Raw genomic sequence first — 18,148 nt, 5'->3', positions numbered from 1 at the left:
TTCGGCCGACCGGAGGATTCTGTGAATTTTATTAAAGGAATTCACATTCAGAACCCACGATAAGTTGCATAACGAGAAAAGATGCGCTTTGATGCATACGGAAAGCTTGAAGGTAATGGAAGAAAGTCTCGGAGATCGATTGCGTAGCGCACGCGAAGCGGCAGGTATCACTGTCGATGATGCCGTATACCTTGCTAAAATGCCTCGTGCCGTGGTTGAGGCATTGGAGAGCGAAAACTTTGGTTTCTTTTCAAGTCCACTTTATGCAAAAAGCTTTTTACGCCAATATAGTGAATATATAGGTGCCGATGTGGATCCGTGGCTGGATGATCTGGTTCCCGCCACAATGATTGACGGCCAGATCGAGGCTTTTATTGATTTAAGCGATCCGGTGCCTATGGCTCCGCCACGGGAAAAGCGCAAGGACAGTAACTCAAATGGTGCGTTTGCAGCTATCTGGTTGGTCGTCTTTACCGGAGCATTGATTTGGGGAGGCTTTAAATTGTTCGAGAAATTTGACAGTTCACTTTCGGAAGGAGAGGATCCGCAATCCAAAATCGTTGTAGAAAAGCCGGAGCCGGCTCCCACGGAAAATTCCGAAGAAGTAACAAAGGAGACCGATCCTGTAGATAGGGACGTCCAATCCATTGTCCGGAGCATCTCGGAGCCCGCTCCGCGAGCTATTCCTGTCCGGGAGTAGCGGTTTATTTCATCGCTTGGAAAGTGCGGATCATTTCCAAAAACGGAGGCAGATAGGTTTGGGCCTTGCCTTCGCCGATGCCAGGAATGGTCAGCGCGGATTGAGCATCAGACGGTAGATATTTTGTCAGCGCCTCAAGCACTTTGTTCGAGAAGATAAGATATTGGGGCACCCCTTCTTGCTTGGCCAATTTGTATCGCAGATCCTTCAACATCCCAAATAGCTGCGGATCAAAATCTTTTTCATCCAAACCGACCGGCTTTGCAGTCTCGCCCGGCCACTTGAGCTGGAATTCCTCTTTTCCGGACATCACTCTTTCACCCTTGGCGGAAAGGGTCATCAGCGGATAATCGCCGGTAATTGTTATCACCAATCCCTCGTCCGCCAGCGAGCGGAAGAGACTATTGAGATAGCCGGTCGTCTTATCGGCCAATAGCCCATAGGTGGAAAGCTGATCGAGCTTAGCCGTCAAAATTTCCTGGGACTTACTTCCGGCAAGCATCTGGATAATCCTTCCCTTTCCAAATTTCCCTTCCCAACCATTCGCTCCCCGCCTGGACATGCGGGCTACTCCGCTGAGAGCCTTTCTCACCATCAACCGCTCCTCCGCGGTCGGCGCCCGATAATCACCCGCGCTCCGGTCACGACACATGTCACAGTTTCCGCAGGGTGAAGTATCTTCCTCGCCGAAATACGTCAGGATCCACTGCTGGCGACAGCTCCGCGAATAACACATTTCAACCATCGCTTTGAGCTTCTCCCGATCGCGGGCATCCTTCTCCTCAATCGCGCTTTCATCTAATACTAAATTCCTAGTAAGAAGATCCGGCTTGAGTAAACGGGTTCCCCGCATTCGTCTGCCCTGCACATCAAAACGTTCTATAAATCCGCCACGAGCCAGTATCGTCAGGCCGCTACCCACCGCCATTGTATTTTTAACATCGGCATTCTCCGCGATATCCTCGAGAGTGCGGAATACCTCATGATTATCATCCGCTTCATTAAGCAGGTATTGATAAATCTGCCGGATTACAGCTGCAGACGGGTTTGCTCCATCTATAAAGAATTCCTGGGTTCTCGTATCCGCATAATTGAATAGCATTTCACATACCGCAGCCTCTCCATCGCGTCCCGCTCGCCCGGCCTCCTGATAGTATGCCTCCACACTTCCGGGAATTTCATAATGAATGACGAATCTAACGTCGCCCCGATCGATCCCCATCCCGAAGGCATTCGTAGCCACAGCTATACCGACTTTTTTCGAGATGAAAATTTCCTGTGCCTTTACCCGCTCCGAGTCGCTCATACCTCCGTGATAGGAGATACATTTCACCCCCCAGCTCGCGAGAGTTTCGGAAACCAAATCCACCTTCTTCCGGGTTGCACAATAGATAATTCCGGTTTTGTGGGCGGAAATGATCGCCCGGATGCGCTCATCCTTATGGGCAGCCTTATCCACGGCGGTAATCGCCAGCGATAGATTCGGCCGGGAGAACCCGCTGACCCGTTCGAAAGGTTGACGGAGCTTCAGGACATTTTTGATATCGTTCCGAACTACTGGAGTAGCAGTAGCAGTGAGCGCAACACATTGCGGGCGCCCGATTTTTTCCAAGGATTTTCCCAGGCGAAGATAGTCCGGGCGGAAATCATGTCCCCACTGGGAAAGACAGTGAGCTTCATCAATTGCAAAAAGGGATACTTCCACATCACGCAAGGCGTTTAGAAAACTCTCCGCGCGGAATCGCTCCGGAGCCACGTAAACGAGCTTGAACTCGCCGCGTCGCATACCATCCAGCCGCTCCTTCTGCTCGGGCCACGAGAGGGTTGAATTAATCAAGGTGGCGGAAACCCCTCTGGTCACGAGAGCATCTACCTGGTCTTTCATCAGAGCGATCAGAGGAGAAATGACCAGCGTCACACCCGGGAAGCACAAAGCCGGAATCTGGAAGCAGAGCGATTTACCGCCGCCAGTCGGCATGACCACCAATCCATCCTTCCCCGAAACAATCTCCGAAATGACTTCTTCCTGACCATCCAGAAATTTGGAGAAACCGAAATACTCCTTCAAAGCCGCCGTCGGCGTCTTGATCAACCCCTTTCTTTTACCTTGCTCCTCTGTCACGGGTTAAGACTGCCGCACATCCATCCACGGCGCAACACCTTGGATGGAGGTTGAAGGAGTTCCCATTGGGCATCGGCCGACATCGGAAAAAAATCCGTTTGAGCGGCCGGATGACAGCCATCAATCGCTGCTTTTAAGAACTTTGATAAAGGCATCTTGGGGAATGTTCACTTTCCCGAACATCTTCATCTTCTTTTTTCCTTCTTTCTGTTTTTCGAGAAGTTTTCTCTTACGGGAAATATCTCCGCCGTAACATTTCGCAGTCACATTTTTACGCATCGCGGAAATGGATTCCCGCGCCACTATTTTCCCGCCTACGGCAGCCTGGATCGCCACCACGAAAAGATGGGAGGGAATGACTTCTTTCAGACGCTCCGCAAGTCTTCTCCCGTAGCCTTCCGCTTTATCCCGATGCACAATGGTCGAAAACGCCTCCACCGGATCTCCGGCAATGAGCATGTCCATTTTTACCATCTTCGCAGCACGGTAACCTGCATGTTCGTAGTCCATGGAACCATATCCCTTGGTTTGCGATTTCAATTTGTCGTTGAAATCGACAAGAATCTCGGAAAGCGGAAGAACGCATGAAAGCATGACCCGCATGTCATCGATGGTTTCCGTGTTGGTGACTTCACCGCGTTTTTCAAGAACCAGTTGCATCATGTCTCCGATGTATTCTCCCGGAACCATGATATAGACATTCACAATCGGCTCGCGGATTTCCTGGATCACCTGAGCCTCCGGAAACAACGTTGGATTATCTACGATAACTTCTGTCCCATCCGTAAGATCGACATGGTAAATTACCGATGGATACGTGGATATCACATCCATATCAAACTCACGCCGAAGCCGCTCCTGGATGATTTCCATGTGCAATAGACCAAGGAAACCACAGCGGAATCCAAAGCCAAGTGCTGTCGAGCTTTCCTGGGAAAACGTGAACGCCGGATCATTGATTTGCAGCTTACCCATCGCGGTTTTCAATTGCTCATAGTCCGAGGAATCGACCGGATAAATCCCCGAAAAGACCATCGGCTGAATCTCTTTATAGCCTGGAAGAGGCTCAGAACACGGATGTGTGGAATCGGTCATGGTATCACCGATCTTTACTTCACTCGCAGATTTCATATTTGCGATCACATAGCCCACATCACCTGCGGAAAGGATATCGCATGCGGTCATTTTCGGTGTAAAAATGCCAACCTCCTTGATCTCATACGTTTTCGAGGTGGCGAACAATTTCACCCTTTGCCCGCGTTTGATCGTTCCGGAAAAAATACGGACATATGATACGACACCGCGGTAGGTATTGTAGAGGGAATCGAAGACTGTCGCACGCAGGATCTTATCCGGATTTTCCACCGGTGCCGGCACGCGGGCAATGATCGCTTCAAGAATTTCTTCAATTCCGATACCTGCTTTTGCCGAGGCTGGGATGCAATCATCCTCAGGAATGCATAAGATATCCTCAAGCTGTCTCTTGCACTTCGGCACGTCGGCAGCTGGCAGGTCGATTTTATTAAGAACCGGAATGATTTTTAAATTCTGCTGCTCTGCCAAATGTAAATTTGCCACCGTCTGCGCTTCCACGCCTTGGGCAGCATCGACCATTAAAATCGCACCTTCACATGCGGCAAGCGCCCGGGAAACCTCGTAGGAGAAATCAACGTGCCCTGGTGTATCGAGCAAATTCAGTTTGTAGGTCTTTCCATCCTTTGCCTTATACTGCATCGCAACGGGGTGCGATTTGATCGTGATCCCTTTTTCCCGCTCGAGATCCATGGAATCGAGCTGCTGAGCAGAGGTTTCCCGCATCGTCACGGTGCTCGTTACCTCCATAAGACGGTCGGAGAGCGTGGTTTTACCGTGATCGATGTGAGCAATAATGGAGAAATTGCGGGTCAGTTCTGTGGACATGGAAAAAAATCAGGATTTCTCGATGAAGGCGGGACGTCTTCGTCCGCGTCATGTATCGGCGGACTCAAACTAAATCAACAAAATCAATTCTCGTCACCTAAAACGGAGCGACAAGCTCCGGGATGCCGAGCTGCTCGGGAAGTGCCAGGCGAGGCCGGTTTGTCAGGATCTCAGGTTCTCCGTGAGTGATCAAAACCGTATGCTCAAAATGGGCGGAAGGCTTGCGATCCGCTGTGATCACAGTCCATCCATCATCCAAAATTCGGACTTCCGGAACACCTGCATTGATCATCGGCTCAATGGCGAGAGTCATTCCAGGCATCAGAGTTGGCGTTTTTCCCCGTGGCCGATAGTTGGGAACATTAGGCTCTTCATGTAACTTACGCCCTACACCATGTCCGACGAATTCACGCACAATGGTGAAGCCGAATGGCTCCGCATACTCTGCAACGGCACCGCACAGATCCGCAAGTTTGCGGCCCGGCTTGGCTTTTGAGATTGCTTCATAAAGCGATTGTTCAGTCACGGCCAAGAGCCGTTTGGTCTCCAGGGGAATCTCGCCGCAAGCCACAGTCGTCGCATTATCTCCGATAAAACCACTCTTGATAATTCCAACATCGATTTTCAGAATATCACCAGGCTGGATAACCCTTGGGCCGCCAATGCCGTGCACCACCTCTTCATTGATGGAAATGCACGTTTGTCCGGGAAATCCCCGATAACCAAGAAACGCGCTCCGGCAATCATTCTGATCCATCAAATCCGCCGCATAGTCATCAATTTGCTTCGTAGTTGTGCCCGGTTTTACCTCGGCGGCCAGCTTTTGAAGGATTTCAGAAGCAATTCTGCCAGACTCGCGCATGCGGTCGATTTCTTTGGGCGATTTGATTGGGATACGAACTCGCATAGTAGAAGAAAATTTAAAATCGGTGCTTCAACGGGAAACTGCCGCTGCTGCTTAGCTTATCAAGCCGTTTCCGTCGAGCGGAACACGCTATTAAGTAGAGTGCGTGAAACGCTCTCCTTCGGGGCGCTTGATAAGACGCGGATCAGCTTACCCCGCTTTGAATAGTAATCAATGGCGGGAAGTGTAAGCTGCTCAAACTCCGCAAACCGATTTCTGAAATTCGCTTCATCATCGTCCGCACGTGAGCTTGCCATCCCTCCGCATTCCGGGCACCTGTTCTGGGCGGACAACTCCCTTTCCTGTCCCGTCCACCGGCAATCAGGACATTCTACCCTCTCCACTATTCTTTTCAGAAGCTCTTCGAACGGAACCTCCAATGAAATCGCCGCATCGAGAGCCGAATTGTGCGATGCCATCCATTCCTCAAGAAACTCCGCCTGCGCGAGACTGCGAGGAAAACCATCCAAAATCCACCCCTCGGAAGAATTGTTCTCTTCCAGCCAGGCGACGATCAAAGGCTGCATGAGCTCATCCGGAAGGTAACCACCACGGGCCAGAATCGGCTTTGCCGCAATGCCAAGCTCGGTCCCGTTCTCTATACTTTCGCGAAGCAACGCTCCTGTGCTGAGATAATCAAGCCCCAGTTCTTTGGCAAGAAAACGGCCCTGGGTTCCCTTTCCAGAAGCAGGTGGGCCAAGTAGAACAAGTCTCATAAGCAGATGAAGCGCTTGGAATTCCGAACAAAAAAAATCCCGACGTGTCAAACACGCCGGGATAAAGAAACATTAAGCGTGCGTTTGCTTATAGATGTAGGCGGTGATTCCGAGAACGATAAGAATCGCAATCACAGTCCACAAATAAACAATCGCGTTACGGGGTGCTGCGTTGTTTTGATTGCCCAAACGGTCGTAGCGGCCTTTGAGCTTACCTTTCCGCAAAAAGCCATCGTAGTGCTTTTGCAGAAGGTGTGTTTCAACTTGCCGCATCACATCAAGCACCACGCCGACCATAATCAGAAGCGAAGTTCCGCCGAAAAAGTGGAGGACAAGTGAGCCAGGTGGCAGACCAACAACTTTGCCAATCAACGCGGGAAGGAAGAACAGCGCGGCAAGGAACAACGCACCGGCGAAAGTGAGACGCGTCATTGTGAAATCCAGGAAATCAGCCGTCGGCTTCCCTGGTCGAACCCCAGGGATATATCCACCATTGCGCTTGAGATCCTCCGCAATCTGGGAAGGTTGGAACATCATGGCCACCCAGAAGTAGGAGAACAGGAAGATTCCAATACCGCCGAGGATGTAATACCACATTCCACCGCCTACAAGTTCGCCATAGAGATTCGTCGCCCATGGTTGCCCCGAGAAAAACCATTGGAGCATCATTGGAGGTAGTGAGAGCACAGCGGAAGCGAAAATGATCGGCATCACACCTGCATAATTGACTTTCAAAGGCAAATACTGCGTCTGACCGCCAAATTGTTTACGCCCGACAACACGTTTCGCATATTGGACAGCAATCTTTCGTTGGGCTTGGGTAATCGCGATCGTTCCAGCAATAACCACGAGGAGCAGCACAATCATTACAACCATCATCATTGCACGGAAAGGATCACCGGAGGTGAAATAGCCCCATGCTTGGATCAATGCGCCCGGCAAGGCGGAAATAATATTAACTGTGATGATAATCGAAATACCATTTCCGATGCCCTTCTCGGTCATCTGGTCGCCAATCCACATCAACAGAATCGTTCCAGCAACGATGGTGAGAACCGTAAGAGCGAACCAGCCTGCGGTAGGATTGGGAACGAGAACGCCAAAGTTCTCAATTCCAGCCATATATGGAATGTTTTGCGGTATAGTCAGTGACTTTGCCACGAAATAGCCTTGGACGATCGCGATAACGATCGTGATATAACGGGTATATTGAGTAATTTTCTGACGTCCGCCGTCTTCACGGGCAAGACGGGAAAACTTAGGAACGATCGCTGTCATCAACTGCACCATAATGGATGCGGAGATGTAAGGCATGATGCCCAGTGCAAATACTCCAGCCTGCGTGAGACCACCTCCGGAGAACACCGTTAACAATGCGGTCATTCCCCCGCTCGGACTACTGGGGTCTTGTTTCGCTACACTATCGAGCCATGCCTTGATCACGGTCGCATCTACGCCCGGAAGGGTAAGATGAACGCCGAGACGGACAATAACGATGAGAGCCAGGGTGAAGAGAATTCTGTCCCGTAGTTCGGGAATTTTCCATGTATTCGCAAAAGCAGAGATCATGATTGAGAAAAGTGAAGGCGTGGTTTTATAGCAAGGAGAGGAAGCTTCAAGTGCTTCCTCTCCTCAAATCAGATATTGTCAAACTCGGCAATTAAGCTTCGGGAGCAGATGCTTTCGACTCAGAGGCCGGATCGACTATGCTACCGCCAGCTTTTTCGATTTTCTCTCTCGCGGTCGCGCTGACTTTGTCGAACGTCACTGTGAAAGATTTTTCAACTTCGCCGTCACCAAGCAGTTTGATCCGGTCGCAAGGGCCGTTGACCAAGCCGACCTCGCGGAGGGCCTTTTCGTCAATGGTGGCACCCGCTTCGAAGCGATTGTCGAGATCGCCAACGTTTACGACAATGAACTTGTCGCGGAAATCGTAGTTATTGAAACCACGTTTCGGAAGACGACGGTGTAGTGGCATCTGGCCACCTTCGAAACCAACTCTGGTTCCGCTACCCGAACGCGCTTTTTGGCCTTTGTTGCCTTTGCCGGCAGTTTTACCTCTGCCGGAGCTTTCACCAGCACCAAGGCGCTTTACGCGATGCTTGGCACCTGGATTTGGACTAAGATTGTGGAGTTCCATAGGATTGGATATTTATAATTGTTGTTTAGAAAACGGCGGCCACGTGGACCGCCGCGGCATTAGATAGCCTTTTCCTTTTGCTTCTTACCGCGAGATCCGAGAACTTGTTCGCGAGTGCGGACGGATGAAAGCGCTTTGAGAGTCGCCTTGACCACGTTTGCGTGGTTGGAAGACCCCATGGATTTGGCAAGAACGTCGCGGATACCGACGGCTTCGCAAACTGCACGCACACCACCGCCAGCGATAATGCCTGTTCCCGGAGATGCAGGTTTGAGGAGCACCTTACCGCCACCGAACTCAGCATAAATCTCGTGAGGGATCGTTCCATCCACGATGCTCATCGGCTTGAGAACTTTACGGGCAGCCTCACTTGCTTTTCTGATTGCATCCGCCACTTCGTTTGCTTTGCCAAAGCCGAGACCGACTTTGCCAATTTTATCTCCGCATACTACGAGAGCGGAGAAACTAAAGCGACGACCACCTTTTACAACTTTGGCGCAACGGTTGATGAATACGACTTTTTCGGAAAGTTCGTTTCCATCGGAATCAGTAAGCGGCTGGCGCTCTTCACGGCGTGGACCGCCACGACCACGGCCACCGCCGCCGCCGCCAAATCCACCACGGCTTTGTCCGCCACCGCCTTGATAGCCGCCACGTTGTTGCGAGGCTCCGGTTTGGGCGGAAGCTTCGTTGGCAGCCTTTGCTACTTTTTCAGGAGTTGCCGATGTTCCGGCAGTTTCATTTTCAGGAGTATTAGCCATTAGATAGGTGTCTTGGGCAGAACGTTAGAATTTAAGACCGGCTTCGCGGGCTGCGTCGGCAAGTGCTTTAACTTTGCCATGATAGAGGTGGCCGCCGCGGTCGAAGACTACGTCGGAGATGTTTGCTGCTTGGGCGCGCTCTGCAACAAGCTGACCGACTTTCTGAGCGGTAGCGATGTTGGAAGCGTTCCCTTCGAAGCTCTTGTCCATAGTGGAAGCTGCGGCTAGCGTGCGGCCAACCGAGTCGTCGATCAGCTGTGCATATACGTGCTGATTGGAAAAATAGACTGCGAGACGTGGGCGTTGTGCTGTGCCTGAGACCTTGCGGCGGATACGGCTGTGAATCCGCTTGCGGATGGATTTGCGTTGGATAGTGCTCATTAAACGGAGATGGTTTTAGATTATTTACCGACGCTCTTACCTTCTTTGCGGCGGACTTTCTCACCGACATAGCGGACGCCTTTGCCTTTGTAAGGCTCTGGAGGATAGAATCCGCGGACTTCAGCCGCGAATTGGCCGACGAGTTGTTTGTCGATTCCTTCAACCTTGATCTTGGTGTTATCATTCACCGTGACGGTAAGGCCGGATGGGATCGGGTGGAGAAGCGGGTGGGAACGGCCGAGTGAGAGATCGAGATCCGATCCTTTGACAGCGGCACGAAGACCAACTCCGTGGATTTCAAGATCTTTGACGAAACCAGTGGAAACGCCGATGATCATGTTGTTAACGATGCTACGCACAGTGCCGTGTAGCGCACGATGTGTGCGTTGCTCGGAAGCGCGGGAGACGACAACGCTTCCGTCATCGGTTTTGAGGGAAATTCCCGAAGGGAGGTTGAAATCGAGCTTGCCTTTCGGGCCTTCGACTTGAACGACTTCGCCATCAAGCTTGATAGCGACTTTTTCAGGGAGAGAGATTGGTTTGAGTCCGACTCGTGACATGATGTTATGATTTTCGAGTTAGGGGAATTACCAGATATTGGCGAGGATTTCGCCGCCAAGTTTCTGGCGCTTAGCGGATGAACCGGACATCACACCCTTTGAGGTAGAGAGGATTGAGATGCCGAGACCGGACAGAACGCGGGGAATATCGTTTGATCCGACATAATGACGGCGACCAGGTTTGGAAACGCGTTTGAGATCTGTGAGGACCGGGCGTCCGTCTACGAACTTAGGACTGACCTTGAGGTCGGTATGTTCGCCGGTGACGACTTCGTATTTCCAAATGTAACCTTCTTGTTTAAGGATCTCGGCGATATCCGCTTTGATTTTGGAGTAAGGAGCGGTGAATTCCTCATTTCCGGCGCGAGCAGCGTTTTTGAAACGGGTGAGGAAGTCTGAGATAGGATCTGTAAGAACTGCCATAATGGTAATTTCCTTTAAATGATTAGTAAGGGTTATGCGCTGGCGAGTTCTGCCTCAGCACCTTCTTCTTTTTTAATGTCGCGATAAGGCATGCCGAGTGCGATAAGCAATTCGCGGCCTTCGTTGTCAGTGTTGGCTGAGGTGACAAAGATCAAGTCAAATCCGATCTGGCGTTTTACCTGGTCGATTTCAATTTCCGGGAAAATGGTTTGATCGGAAATACCACATGCGTAGTTACCACGGCCATCGAAAGATTTGGCGGAGATTCCGCGGAAGTCGCGGATGTTGGGGGCGGTAACGTTGATAAATCTGTGAAGGAATTCCCACATTCTAGCACCGCGCAGCGTCACGCGGGCACCGAGTGGCTCACCTTCGCGGAGCTTGAAGTTCGCAACAGCCTTCTTGGAGAAAGTGATCGATGGCTTCTGGCCGGTAATTTTGGAGATTTCGACAACGGCATCATCAACTGCGACTTTACGGTCCGGGGCTTTACCCATGCAGGATGTGACGACGATTTTTTCAAGTTGGGGAACTTGATGCGGATTGCTGTATCCGAGCTTTTTGGTCAAAGCTGGAACTACCTTGTCTGTGTAGTATTGCTGTAGTGCTGGTTTACTCATTTATTTTTGCGGGTCAGCGCGTGGTTAGTGTTAACGCTTAAGCGCGGGCGGCCGGTGAAGGCTTAGCCCAGTTTCTTAACATTGGAAATATGGACAGGTGCATCAACGGTTTTGATACCACCATCTGGATCGGCCTCGGAGCGACGGACTGCCTTTTGAACAGTGCGGCCACCTTCTACGATGACCTGGCCCTTAGCTGCGTTGACGCTGAGGACTGTGCCTTGTTTGCCCTTGTGGTTACCAGCGATAATTTCGACTTGGTCGCCTTTTTTGACGTGTGTCTTGATACTGCTCATGGAGATGAAAATTAATGATGAATTAGAGAACCTCAGGAGCGAGGGAAACGATCTTCATGAATTGTTTTTCACGAAGCTCACGTGCAACCGGCCCGAAGATACGGGTGCCACGTGGGTTATTGTCCTTGTCGATGATAACGATTGCGTTGGAATCGAAGCGAAGGATGGAGCCATCCGGGCGGCGCACAGGGAAAGCGGTGCGGACGACGACTGCTTTCACAACGCTGCCCTTTTTGACGGAAGCGGTAGGAATGGAATCACGGATGTGGGCGGTGATGACGTCTCCGATACGGGCGGAGCGTGTGCGTTTACCGAGAACGCCGATCATTTTTGCGGTGCGGGCGCCCGTGTTGTCAGCAACAGCGAGCTTGGTTTCCATCTGGATCATGCAGTATTAGGATTTGAGATTAAAATAGAAGATTTGAAATCCGGCGGATTCGACTTAGTGAGAGAGGATCTCAGCAAGTGCCCAACGCTTAAGCTTGGAAACCGGGCGTGTTTCAACGATACGGACGCGGTCGCCAATAGCTGCTTCACCCTTTTCGTCGTGGACGTAGTATTTCTTGGAACGTTTGACGATTTTATTGAATTTTGGGTGTGGCACGCGTGCAATGTGCTCAACGACGATTGTTTTCTCCATTTTATTGGAAATAACCACGCCGACACGGGTCTTGCGCTTGTGCTCAACCGCCGGTGCGGCTTCCTGTGATGATTCGCTCATGATGTTAGATCGGTAATTGTTGGCAGAAGCCAATCAGGGTTATGCCTGTTCGTTGGAAATGGTGAGGATTTGTGCAATCTCACGGCGGACTTGCTTGAAGCGAGCCGGATTTTCAAGAGTCCCTGCCGAGCGCTGGAGGCGCAGGTTCATGGATTCCTGTTTGAGATCGAGAAGGCGGCGTGTGCGCTCGTCTGCGGAAAGTTCGCGGATTTCTTTGGCTTTGGTAAGTGCCATGGTCGTATCAGTTTAAGAGGTTATTGGTGTGGATTACGTGTCACGAGACGTGTGCGGAAACCGAGCTTGTAGGAAGCCAGGCGCATCGCTTCGCGTGCGGCGGATTCAGGAACACCGGCTACTTCGAAAAGCATGTTTCCAGGGCGGATGACCGCTACCCATGTATCGACAGCGCCTTTACCTTTACCCATCCGGGTTTCAGGCGGACGGCGTGTAATAGATTTATGTGGGAAGATACGGATGAACACTTTTCCCTTTCTCTTGAGGGAACGGTTGATAGCAACACGGCAGGCTTCGATCTGACGGGTGGTCATCCAACCGCGATCAAGAGTTTGGAGGCCGAAGTCGCCAAAGGCGACAGTAGTTCCGCGCTGGGCATTCCCGGCACGTGATCCGCGGTGGCTCTTGCGGAACTTGGTTCTTTTAGGCATCAAAGGCATGACTTATTTCTCCTTATGAAAATGGTTAAAAATGGGGCTTGTTAGGTGCTGAAATTATGCGGACGGAGCAGCTGCTGGAGCTGGGGCGTTGTTGTTCTGCTGACGATTGTCAGGGCGACCACCACCTTGACGGCGATTTCCGCGGTTTCCACGATCGCCGCGGTCACCACGCTCAGGACCCGGACGACCGTCGTCCTCCTTCTTGTTGATCCAGCACTTCACGCCGATGATGCCGTAAACGGTGCGGGCTTCGGCAAAGCCGTAATCAAGGGGAACACGAAGTGTTTGGAGAGGCACTTTGCCCTCACGATAGCTTTCTGCACGGGCGATATCAGCACCACCGAGACGGCCACCACAACGAACGCGAATACCTTCAGCACCGAATTCCATCGCAGTCTGGATGGAGCGCTTCATGGCGCGGCGGAATGCGATACGGCGCTCAAGCTGGATGGCGATTTGTTCCGCCACAAGTTGTGCGTCGAGCTCAGGCTTGCGGATTTCAAGGATATCGAGTTTGACTTGGGAATCTTTGCAGATTTTCTGCACTTCGTTGGTCATGATTTCAATCTCTTTACCTTGGCGGCCGATGATAAGACCCGGGCGGGAAGAGTGAAGAGTCACCCGAACGCTATTCCAAGCGCGCTCAATCACGACGCGGGCGAGGCCTGCATTCTGAAGCTTGTTTTTGAAGTATGCGCGGATTGCAAGGTCCTCGTGGAGCTTGGTGGTGTAGTCTTTGCCGCTGGCATACCATTTGGAACGCCAGTCTTTATTGACAGCGAGACGGAAGGCGATCGGATTTACTTTTTGGCCCATGGTGTTAGGTAGAGAGAGTTATAAGAGATTATGCGGTTGCTTCTTCAGCGGCTGGAGCTTCCTTCTTGGCTGCAGCCTTTTTAGGAGCGCGTTTTTTCTTTTCTGGAGGCGCACCAACGAGGGTGATTGAAATGTGGGATGTACGTTTGATAATCGCACCTGCTGATCCCTTGGCACGTGGCTTGAAGCGACGCATGGTTGGACCGGCACCGATTACAGCTTCCTTGATCATCAGAGAATTGGTATCGAGGGAGAAGTTGTTCTCGGCATCAGCGATAGCAGTTTTGAGGGTTTTACCGATCAACTGTGCAGCCTTCTTTGGAGTGAAGGTCAGGATGTCGAGGGCGTTGGAGACAGGGAGGCCCTGAATTTCGCGAGCTACGTCACGCGCTTTTTTAGGCGAGAGACGGACAAATTTAGTGGTGCTGGTGACTTCCATGGTCGACGGTTTGGTGAGAGTTAGAGAAACTTAGTTTTGGGTAAGTAGGACGGCGGTGTCGCCGAGTCGGGGTGTGTGATCCTGAGAATCGATTTGTTCAATGAAAGCGCCGGAAACTCCCTTGCGGACATCAGCCAATATGGCTTTTCCATAAGATTGCTGTCCGTGTAGGAGGCGGAAAGTCATTCCGATTCTGGCACCCTGGCTTTCGCCAAGGTTGAGAACCAACATACCGCTTTGTTGATCAATACTGACGATCCGTGCCTGCTGTAAATCGCCGGTCCGAATGTCGGGGAGGGGTTTCTGGCGGAGTCCGCTGACAGAGTCAAGCTCTCTCATTGCAGTTTCCACACGAAGTCTTGCCTCAGGGTCGGAAACTACGGCCTGGCGCAGATAATCCTGAATTGAAGCAGAGAGTTTTACCGCTGCCGCTTCGAGATTTGCATTTCGCTCGTTTGCGAGCTCCAAATCGGACGCAGCTTGAATAAGACGATCGTCTCCTCCATCGAGGAGATTTTTACCGAGAGCTTCCAGCCGCTCCCTCACTTGCGTGAGTTGTTCCGTGGATTTTCTCTCGGCTTTATTGGCTTCTACCAAAGCGAGCTGGAGGTTTTTGTTTTGCTCCTGCAGCTTGGCGATAATATCCTGCATCCTTTCCGCCGAGATATCCTGTGCCTGGCAATTCGCCACCATACCGACCAACCCGAGGGCGGTGGCAAGCGAGCGAATTTGACTGACAAATAACATCTTGGCGGCTGGAAAAAGGTGAATCTGATTACTTCTTACCAATACCACCGTGTGCACGGAAGATACGGGTAGGTGCGAATTCACCGAGTTTGTGGCCAACCATGTTCTCAGTGACATACACTGGAACGAAAGTTTTGCCATTGTGGACAGAGAAGTTGTGACTGACGAAGTCCGGGGTGATCATGGACTTGCGGGACCATGTTTTGATCGGCTTGCGATCGGAACCTGCTTCGGCAACGGCATCGATTTTAGCGAGAAGCTTTTGATCGACAAATGGGCCTTTCTTGAGGGAACGTGGCATGATGTAAGTTAGGTAAAAGTTCTGGTTCGGGGTTATTTCTTACGGTCGTGGCGTGACTCAACAATGAAAACACTGGTGGTTTTCTTCTTCTTGCGGGTCTTCTGACCTTTCGCATGACCCCAAGGGGAAAGAAGATGCTGGCGACCGCCACCGGATTTGGACTTACCTTCACCACCACCGTTCGGGTGATCGACAGGGTTCATACACATACCGCGGACTGTAGGGCGGATACCCTGCCACCGTGAGCGGCCTGCCTTACCGGAAATTTCATTCATGTGATCCCGGTTACCAACTTGACCGATTGTGCAGTAGCAAGCTTCGTGGAAACGGCGGATTTCTCCTGACGGCATTTTCACCAATGCCCAGCCGCCGTCTCTGTTGGAGAGCACGGCATGTTGACCGGCGGACCGGGCGACCTTACCACCACCACCGGGCAAGAGCTCGATGTTGTGGATATCTGTGCCGAGTGGAACCTGGCTGAGAGGCATGGCGTTTCCAACTTTGGGAGCTACATTCTCACCTGAAGTAATCTTGGCACCTACTTCAAGGCCTACTGGCGCGAGAATGTAGGATTTTACGCCATCCTTGTATTGGATGAGTGCGATACGGCAGGTGCGGTTCGGATCATATTCGATGCCTACGACATTAGCTTCGATATCGCGCTTGTTGCGCTTGAAATCCACCAGACGGTAGTGACGCTTATGACCACCGCCGATGTGGCGTGTGGTGATACGGCCTGTATTATTACGGCCGCCGGAGCGCTTAAGAGGCTTGAGAAGGGATTTCTCAGGCTTGCTCTTGGTAATTTCGTCAAAGGAAGGAAGCTGCTTGTAGCGGCCTGACGGTGTGATGGGCTTGAAAGTTTTAAGTGGCATGACTCGCGGAACTGTAAATGGTTGCGTTTTGCTTTTTGCACAGGGCAAAAAAGCCGGGCTTAGATTAGGTCGAGGGATTCGCCGTCAGCGAGACGGACAATTGCTTTCTTGTAGCTAGCAGTGCGCCCTTCATCGGAGCGGCGTTTACGGCGGACTTTGCCGTCGTAATTTGCAGTGCGGACTTTGACAACTTTCTTGTCGAAGATAGTTTCAACGGCCTGTTTGATCTCGAGCTTGTTTGCAAAGCGATCGACCTCGAGGACCACCTCGTTGTTTTGCTCTTGGAGCAAAGAGGCTTTTTCGCTGAGGCGGACGTTTTTGATGACCTGGTAAATGTCTTTCATGGTCGTAATGGGTAGAGCGTTGGAAAATTAAGCGGTGCGTTGAGCAAGTGTGGAAACGGCATCACCGACGAGAATGACAACCCGGGAGAGCAAAAGTTGCTCAACATTGAGTTCCGAAGGGGTAACCAGCTGTGTCCAGGCGACGTTACGGGCAGCTAGCTTTGTAGACTCATCGAAGTTACCAACGAGAAGAACTTTGCGGTCTGCCTGGGTGACCTCTTTAAGAGCAGCAAGGAAGGATTTTGTCTTACCATCGGAAACCGAAAAGGAATCGACAGTAAAGATCTTCTCTGCACGTGTCATATCGCCAAGAACCCGGCGCAATGCCAAACGGCGAACAGACTTGGGAACACTTTTGTCGTAAGAACGAGGACGAGGTCCGAATACGACACCACCACCGACAAAGATCGGTGCGCGCTTGTCGCCGTGACGTGCGTTACCAGTGCCCTTTTGTTTGTAGATCTTTTTATTGTTACCACGAACTTCGCCGCGGGTTTTGGTATTAGCGGAACCGGAACGACGATTCGCACGGTAAGCGGTAATGAGATCGTGGACGGCTTGGCGGCCTTTTTCCTCTCCTACGAGAACAAGGTTGGCGGCTTCTGCATCTGCTGCTGTGAAGGCTTTTGCGGACATGACGGAAAATTTCAGTTAAAATTGGTATATGGACGGAATCGACGCTTACTTCTTCTTCGCAGCGCGGATCGTGAGGTAGGCGCCTTTGGCACCCGGGACGGAACCGGAGACGAGGATCACTCCATCTTCTTCGCGGACAGCGATAACTTTCAGGTTCTGGACGGTGGATTTGGTGGTGCCCATGTGACCTGGCATCTTTTGGTTCTTCCAAACGCGGCCCGGAGTGGAGCCTGCGGCAATCGCACCTGTCCGGCGGTGCATCATGTGACCGTGGGTCATCTTGAGACCACCGAAGCCGTGACGTTTGACTGCACCTTGGAAACCGCGACCGATGGTGTTGCCGATCACGTCGACATATTGACCGGCTTCAAAGAGCGCAAGACCCGGATGCTCGGAAGGAACTTCCGCGCCGTTTTCGAAACGGAATTCCAGAACACGGCGCTTTGGTGCGGAGCCTGCTTTCTTGAAGCGGGCAAGATCCGGCTTATTGACGCGGAATTCCTTCTGGTCGTCGAAGCCGACTTGGACAGCAGTATAGCCGTCGGTTTCAGGGGTTTTCACCTGAAGAATAGTGTTTCCGGATACGTCGATGACGGTAACAGGAATGCTGGAGCCCGCTTCTTTATCGAAGATACGGGTCATACCGATTTTTTTGCCGAGAAGTCCAAGTGACATGACGAAATTATATAAGAATTAAAAAAATTGTAAAAAGAGAGAACGTTAGAGGTAGGCGACTCAGATGCGGATAGTGATGTCAACGCCAGCTGGGAGATTGAGCTTTTTGAGCTCGTCAACGGTGCGGGCTGTAGGGTCCACAATATCAAGTAAACGCTTGTGAGTGCGGATCTCGAATTGTTCCGCCGACTTCTTGTTCACGTGAACGGAGCGGTTAACGCTGAATTTTTCGATACGTGTAGGAAGTGGAATTGGACCAGCAACACGGGCGCCTGTGCGCTTTGCGGTCTCCACAATTTCGAGAGCCGAGCGATCGATTGCACGGTGGTCGAAGGCACGCAGGCGGATGCGGATTTTCTGATTTTGCATATTAGTGA

General features: G+C 51.5%; 26 protein-coding genes. 1 reads left to right on the top strand and 25 read right to left on the bottom strand.

Going from position 1 to position 18,148, the window contains the following annotated elements; genetic code table 11:
• Positions 1 to 115: 115 nt before the first annotated feature.
• A complete protein-coding gene (locus tag ACFSSA_RS01210) occupies positions 116 to 700 on the top strand; it encodes a helix-turn-helix domain-containing protein (RefSeq protein WP_386817942.1) in 585 nt (194 codons plus the stop codon).
• 4 nt (positions 701 to 704) lie between these two features.
• Here the strand turns inward: ACFSSA_RS01210 and ACFSSA_RS01205 are convergent, their stop codons facing one another.
• The 25 genes from ACFSSA_RS01205 to rpsJ form a co-directional block, all read right to left on the bottom strand.
• Complete coding sequence (locus ACFSSA_RS01205; protein ID WP_386817941.1) at positions 705 to 2,822, bottom strand: RecQ family ATP-dependent DNA helicase; 2,118 nt, start codon at positions 2,820 to 2,822, stop codon at positions 705 to 707.
• A 120-nt stretch (positions 2,823 to 2,942) separates the two neighbouring features.
• Complete coding sequence (gene lepA / locus ACFSSA_RS01200) at positions 2,943 to 4,742, bottom strand: translation elongation factor 4 (RefSeq protein ID WP_386817940.1); 1,800 nt, start codon at positions 4,740 to 4,742, stop codon at positions 2,943 to 2,945.
• 97 nt (positions 4,743 to 4,839) lie between these two features.
• A complete protein-coding gene (map, locus tag ACFSSA_RS01195; protein ID WP_386817939.1) occupies positions 4,840 to 5,649 on the bottom strand; it encodes a type I methionyl aminopeptidase in 810 nt (269 codons plus the stop codon).
• A 59-nt stretch (positions 5,650 to 5,708) separates the two neighbouring features.
• Complete coding sequence (locus ACFSSA_RS01190; RefSeq protein WP_386817938.1) at positions 5,709 to 6,362, bottom strand: adenylate kinase family protein; 654 nt, start codon at positions 6,360 to 6,362, stop codon at positions 5,709 to 5,711.
• A gap of 72 nt (positions 6,363 to 6,434) precedes the next feature.
• The gene (gene secY / locus ACFSSA_RS01185) at positions 6,435 to 7,931 is read right to left on the bottom strand and encodes a preprotein translocase subunit SecY (protein ID WP_386817937.1); all 1,497 of its coding nucleotides are present in this window, start codon (positions 7,929 to 7,931) and stop codon (positions 6,435 to 6,437) included.
• Between the two features lie 91 nt (positions 7,932 to 8,022).
• Entirely contained in the window at positions 8,023 to 8,502 is a 480-nt protein-coding gene (gene rplO, locus ACFSSA_RS01180) for a 50S ribosomal protein L15 (protein WP_386817936.1), read from the bottom strand.
• Positions 8,503 to 8,561: 59 nt separating this feature from the next.
• On the bottom strand, positions 8,562 to 9,263 hold the full coding sequence (gene rpsE, locus ACFSSA_RS01175) for a 30S ribosomal protein S5 (protein WP_386817935.1): 702 nt from the start codon (positions 9,261 to 9,263) through the stop codon (positions 8,562 to 8,564).
• Between the two features lie 24 nt (positions 9,264 to 9,287).
• On the bottom strand, positions 9,288 to 9,644 hold the full coding sequence (gene rplR, locus ACFSSA_RS01170; RefSeq protein ID WP_386817934.1) for a 50S ribosomal protein L18: 357 nt from the start codon (positions 9,642 to 9,644) through the stop codon (positions 9,288 to 9,290).
• A 20-nt stretch (positions 9,645 to 9,664) separates the two neighbouring features.
• Positions 9,665 to 10,204, bottom strand: coding sequence for a 50S ribosomal protein L6 (gene rplF, locus ACFSSA_RS01165; protein WP_386817933.1), 540 nt, complete (start codon positions 10,202 to 10,204; stop codon positions 9,665 to 9,667).
• A gap of 27 nt (positions 10,205 to 10,231) precedes the next feature.
• A complete protein-coding gene (gene rpsH / locus ACFSSA_RS01160) occupies positions 10,232 to 10,627 on the bottom strand; it encodes a 30S ribosomal protein S8 (protein ID WP_386817932.1) in 396 nt (131 codons plus the stop codon).
• A 32-nt stretch (positions 10,628 to 10,659) separates the two neighbouring features.
• Positions 10,660 to 11,247 (bottom strand): 50S ribosomal protein L5, encoded by a 588-nt coding sequence (gene rplE / locus ACFSSA_RS01155; RefSeq protein WP_386817931.1) that lies wholly within the window; start codon positions 11,245 to 11,247, stop codon positions 10,660 to 10,662.
• Between the two features lie 62 nt (positions 11,248 to 11,309).
• The gene (gene rplX / locus ACFSSA_RS01150; RefSeq protein ID WP_386817930.1) at positions 11,310 to 11,543 is read right to left on the bottom strand and encodes a 50S ribosomal protein L24; all 234 of its coding nucleotides are present in this window, start codon (positions 11,541 to 11,543) and stop codon (positions 11,310 to 11,312) included.
• Between the two features lie 22 nt (positions 11,544 to 11,565).
• Positions 11,566 to 11,931, bottom strand: a complete 366-nt coding sequence (gene rplN / locus ACFSSA_RS01145; protein ID WP_386817929.1) for a 50S ribosomal protein L14 — start codon at positions 11,929 to 11,931, stop codon at positions 11,566 to 11,568.
• A gap of 54 nt (positions 11,932 to 11,985) precedes the next feature.
• On the bottom strand, positions 11,986 to 12,264 hold the full coding sequence (gene rpsQ, locus ACFSSA_RS01140) for a 30S ribosomal protein S17 (protein WP_386817928.1): 279 nt from the start codon (positions 12,262 to 12,264) through the stop codon (positions 11,986 to 11,988).
• 39 nt (positions 12,265 to 12,303) lie between these two features.
• Positions 12,304 to 12,498 (bottom strand): 50S ribosomal protein L29, encoded by a 195-nt coding sequence (gene rpmC / locus ACFSSA_RS01135; RefSeq protein WP_386817927.1) that lies wholly within the window; start codon positions 12,496 to 12,498, stop codon positions 12,304 to 12,306.
• Positions 12,499 to 12,518: 20 nt separating this feature from the next.
• Positions 12,519 to 12,938: a 50S ribosomal protein L16 gene (gene rplP / locus ACFSSA_RS01130; protein WP_386817926.1), complete on the bottom strand. Its 420-nt coding sequence runs from the start codon at positions 12,936 to 12,938 to the stop codon at positions 12,519 to 12,521.
• A gap of 54 nt (positions 12,939 to 12,992) precedes the next feature.
• Complete coding sequence (gene rpsC / locus ACFSSA_RS01125) at positions 12,993 to 13,754, bottom strand: 30S ribosomal protein S3 (protein WP_386817925.1); 762 nt, start codon at positions 13,752 to 13,754, stop codon at positions 12,993 to 12,995.
• Positions 13,755 to 13,782: 28 nt separating this feature from the next.
• Complete coding sequence (rplV, locus tag ACFSSA_RS01120; protein WP_386817924.1) at positions 13,783 to 14,193, bottom strand: 50S ribosomal protein L22; 411 nt, start codon at positions 14,191 to 14,193, stop codon at positions 13,783 to 13,785.
• 30 nt (positions 14,194 to 14,223) lie between these two features.
• Positions 14,224 to 14,940, bottom strand: coding sequence for a hypothetical protein (locus ACFSSA_RS01115; RefSeq protein ID WP_386817923.1), 717 nt, complete (start codon positions 14,938 to 14,940; stop codon positions 14,224 to 14,226).
• 28 nt (positions 14,941 to 14,968) lie between these two features.
• Entirely contained in the window at positions 14,969 to 15,241 is a 273-nt protein-coding gene (rpsS, locus tag ACFSSA_RS01110) for a 30S ribosomal protein S19 (RefSeq protein WP_386817922.1), read from the bottom strand.
• A 32-nt stretch (positions 15,242 to 15,273) separates the two neighbouring features.
• Positions 15,274 to 16,116 carry a 50S ribosomal protein L2 gene (gene rplB, locus ACFSSA_RS01105; protein WP_386817921.1) on the bottom strand — a complete coding sequence of 281 codons (843 nt, stop codon included), beginning with the start codon at positions 16,114 to 16,116 and terminating at the stop codon, positions 15,274 to 15,276.
• A gap of 59 nt (positions 16,117 to 16,175) precedes the next feature.
• Positions 16,176 to 16,460, bottom strand: coding sequence for a 50S ribosomal protein L23 (gene rplW / locus ACFSSA_RS01100; RefSeq protein ID WP_386817920.1), 285 nt, complete (start codon positions 16,458 to 16,460; stop codon positions 16,176 to 16,178).
• 27 nt (positions 16,461 to 16,487) lie between these two features.
• Complete coding sequence (rplD, locus tag ACFSSA_RS01095; RefSeq protein WP_386817919.1) at positions 16,488 to 17,096, bottom strand: 50S ribosomal protein L4; 609 nt, start codon at positions 17,094 to 17,096, stop codon at positions 16,488 to 16,490.
• Positions 17,097 to 17,141: 45 nt separating this feature from the next.
• Positions 17,142 to 17,771: a 50S ribosomal protein L3 gene (gene rplC, locus ACFSSA_RS01090; RefSeq protein WP_386817918.1), complete on the bottom strand. Its 630-nt coding sequence runs from the start codon at positions 17,769 to 17,771 to the stop codon at positions 17,142 to 17,144.
• Positions 17,772 to 17,831: 60 nt separating this feature from the next.
• Positions 17,832 to 18,140, bottom strand: a complete 309-nt coding sequence (gene rpsJ, locus ACFSSA_RS01085; protein WP_386817917.1) for a 30S ribosomal protein S10 — start codon at positions 18,138 to 18,140, stop codon at positions 17,832 to 17,834.
• Positions 18,141 to 18,148: the final 8 nt, after the last annotated feature.

Origin of the sequence: Luteolibacter algae (assembly GCF_042683045.1) — a bacterium.
GTDB classification, from domain to species: Bacteria; Verrucomicrobiota; Verrucomicrobiia; order Verrucomicrobiales; family Akkermansiaceae; genus Luteolibacter; species Luteolibacter algae.
The sequence above is the reverse complement of the archived record's forward strand: the minus strand, read 5'-3'. Positions and strand labels throughout refer to the sequence as shown.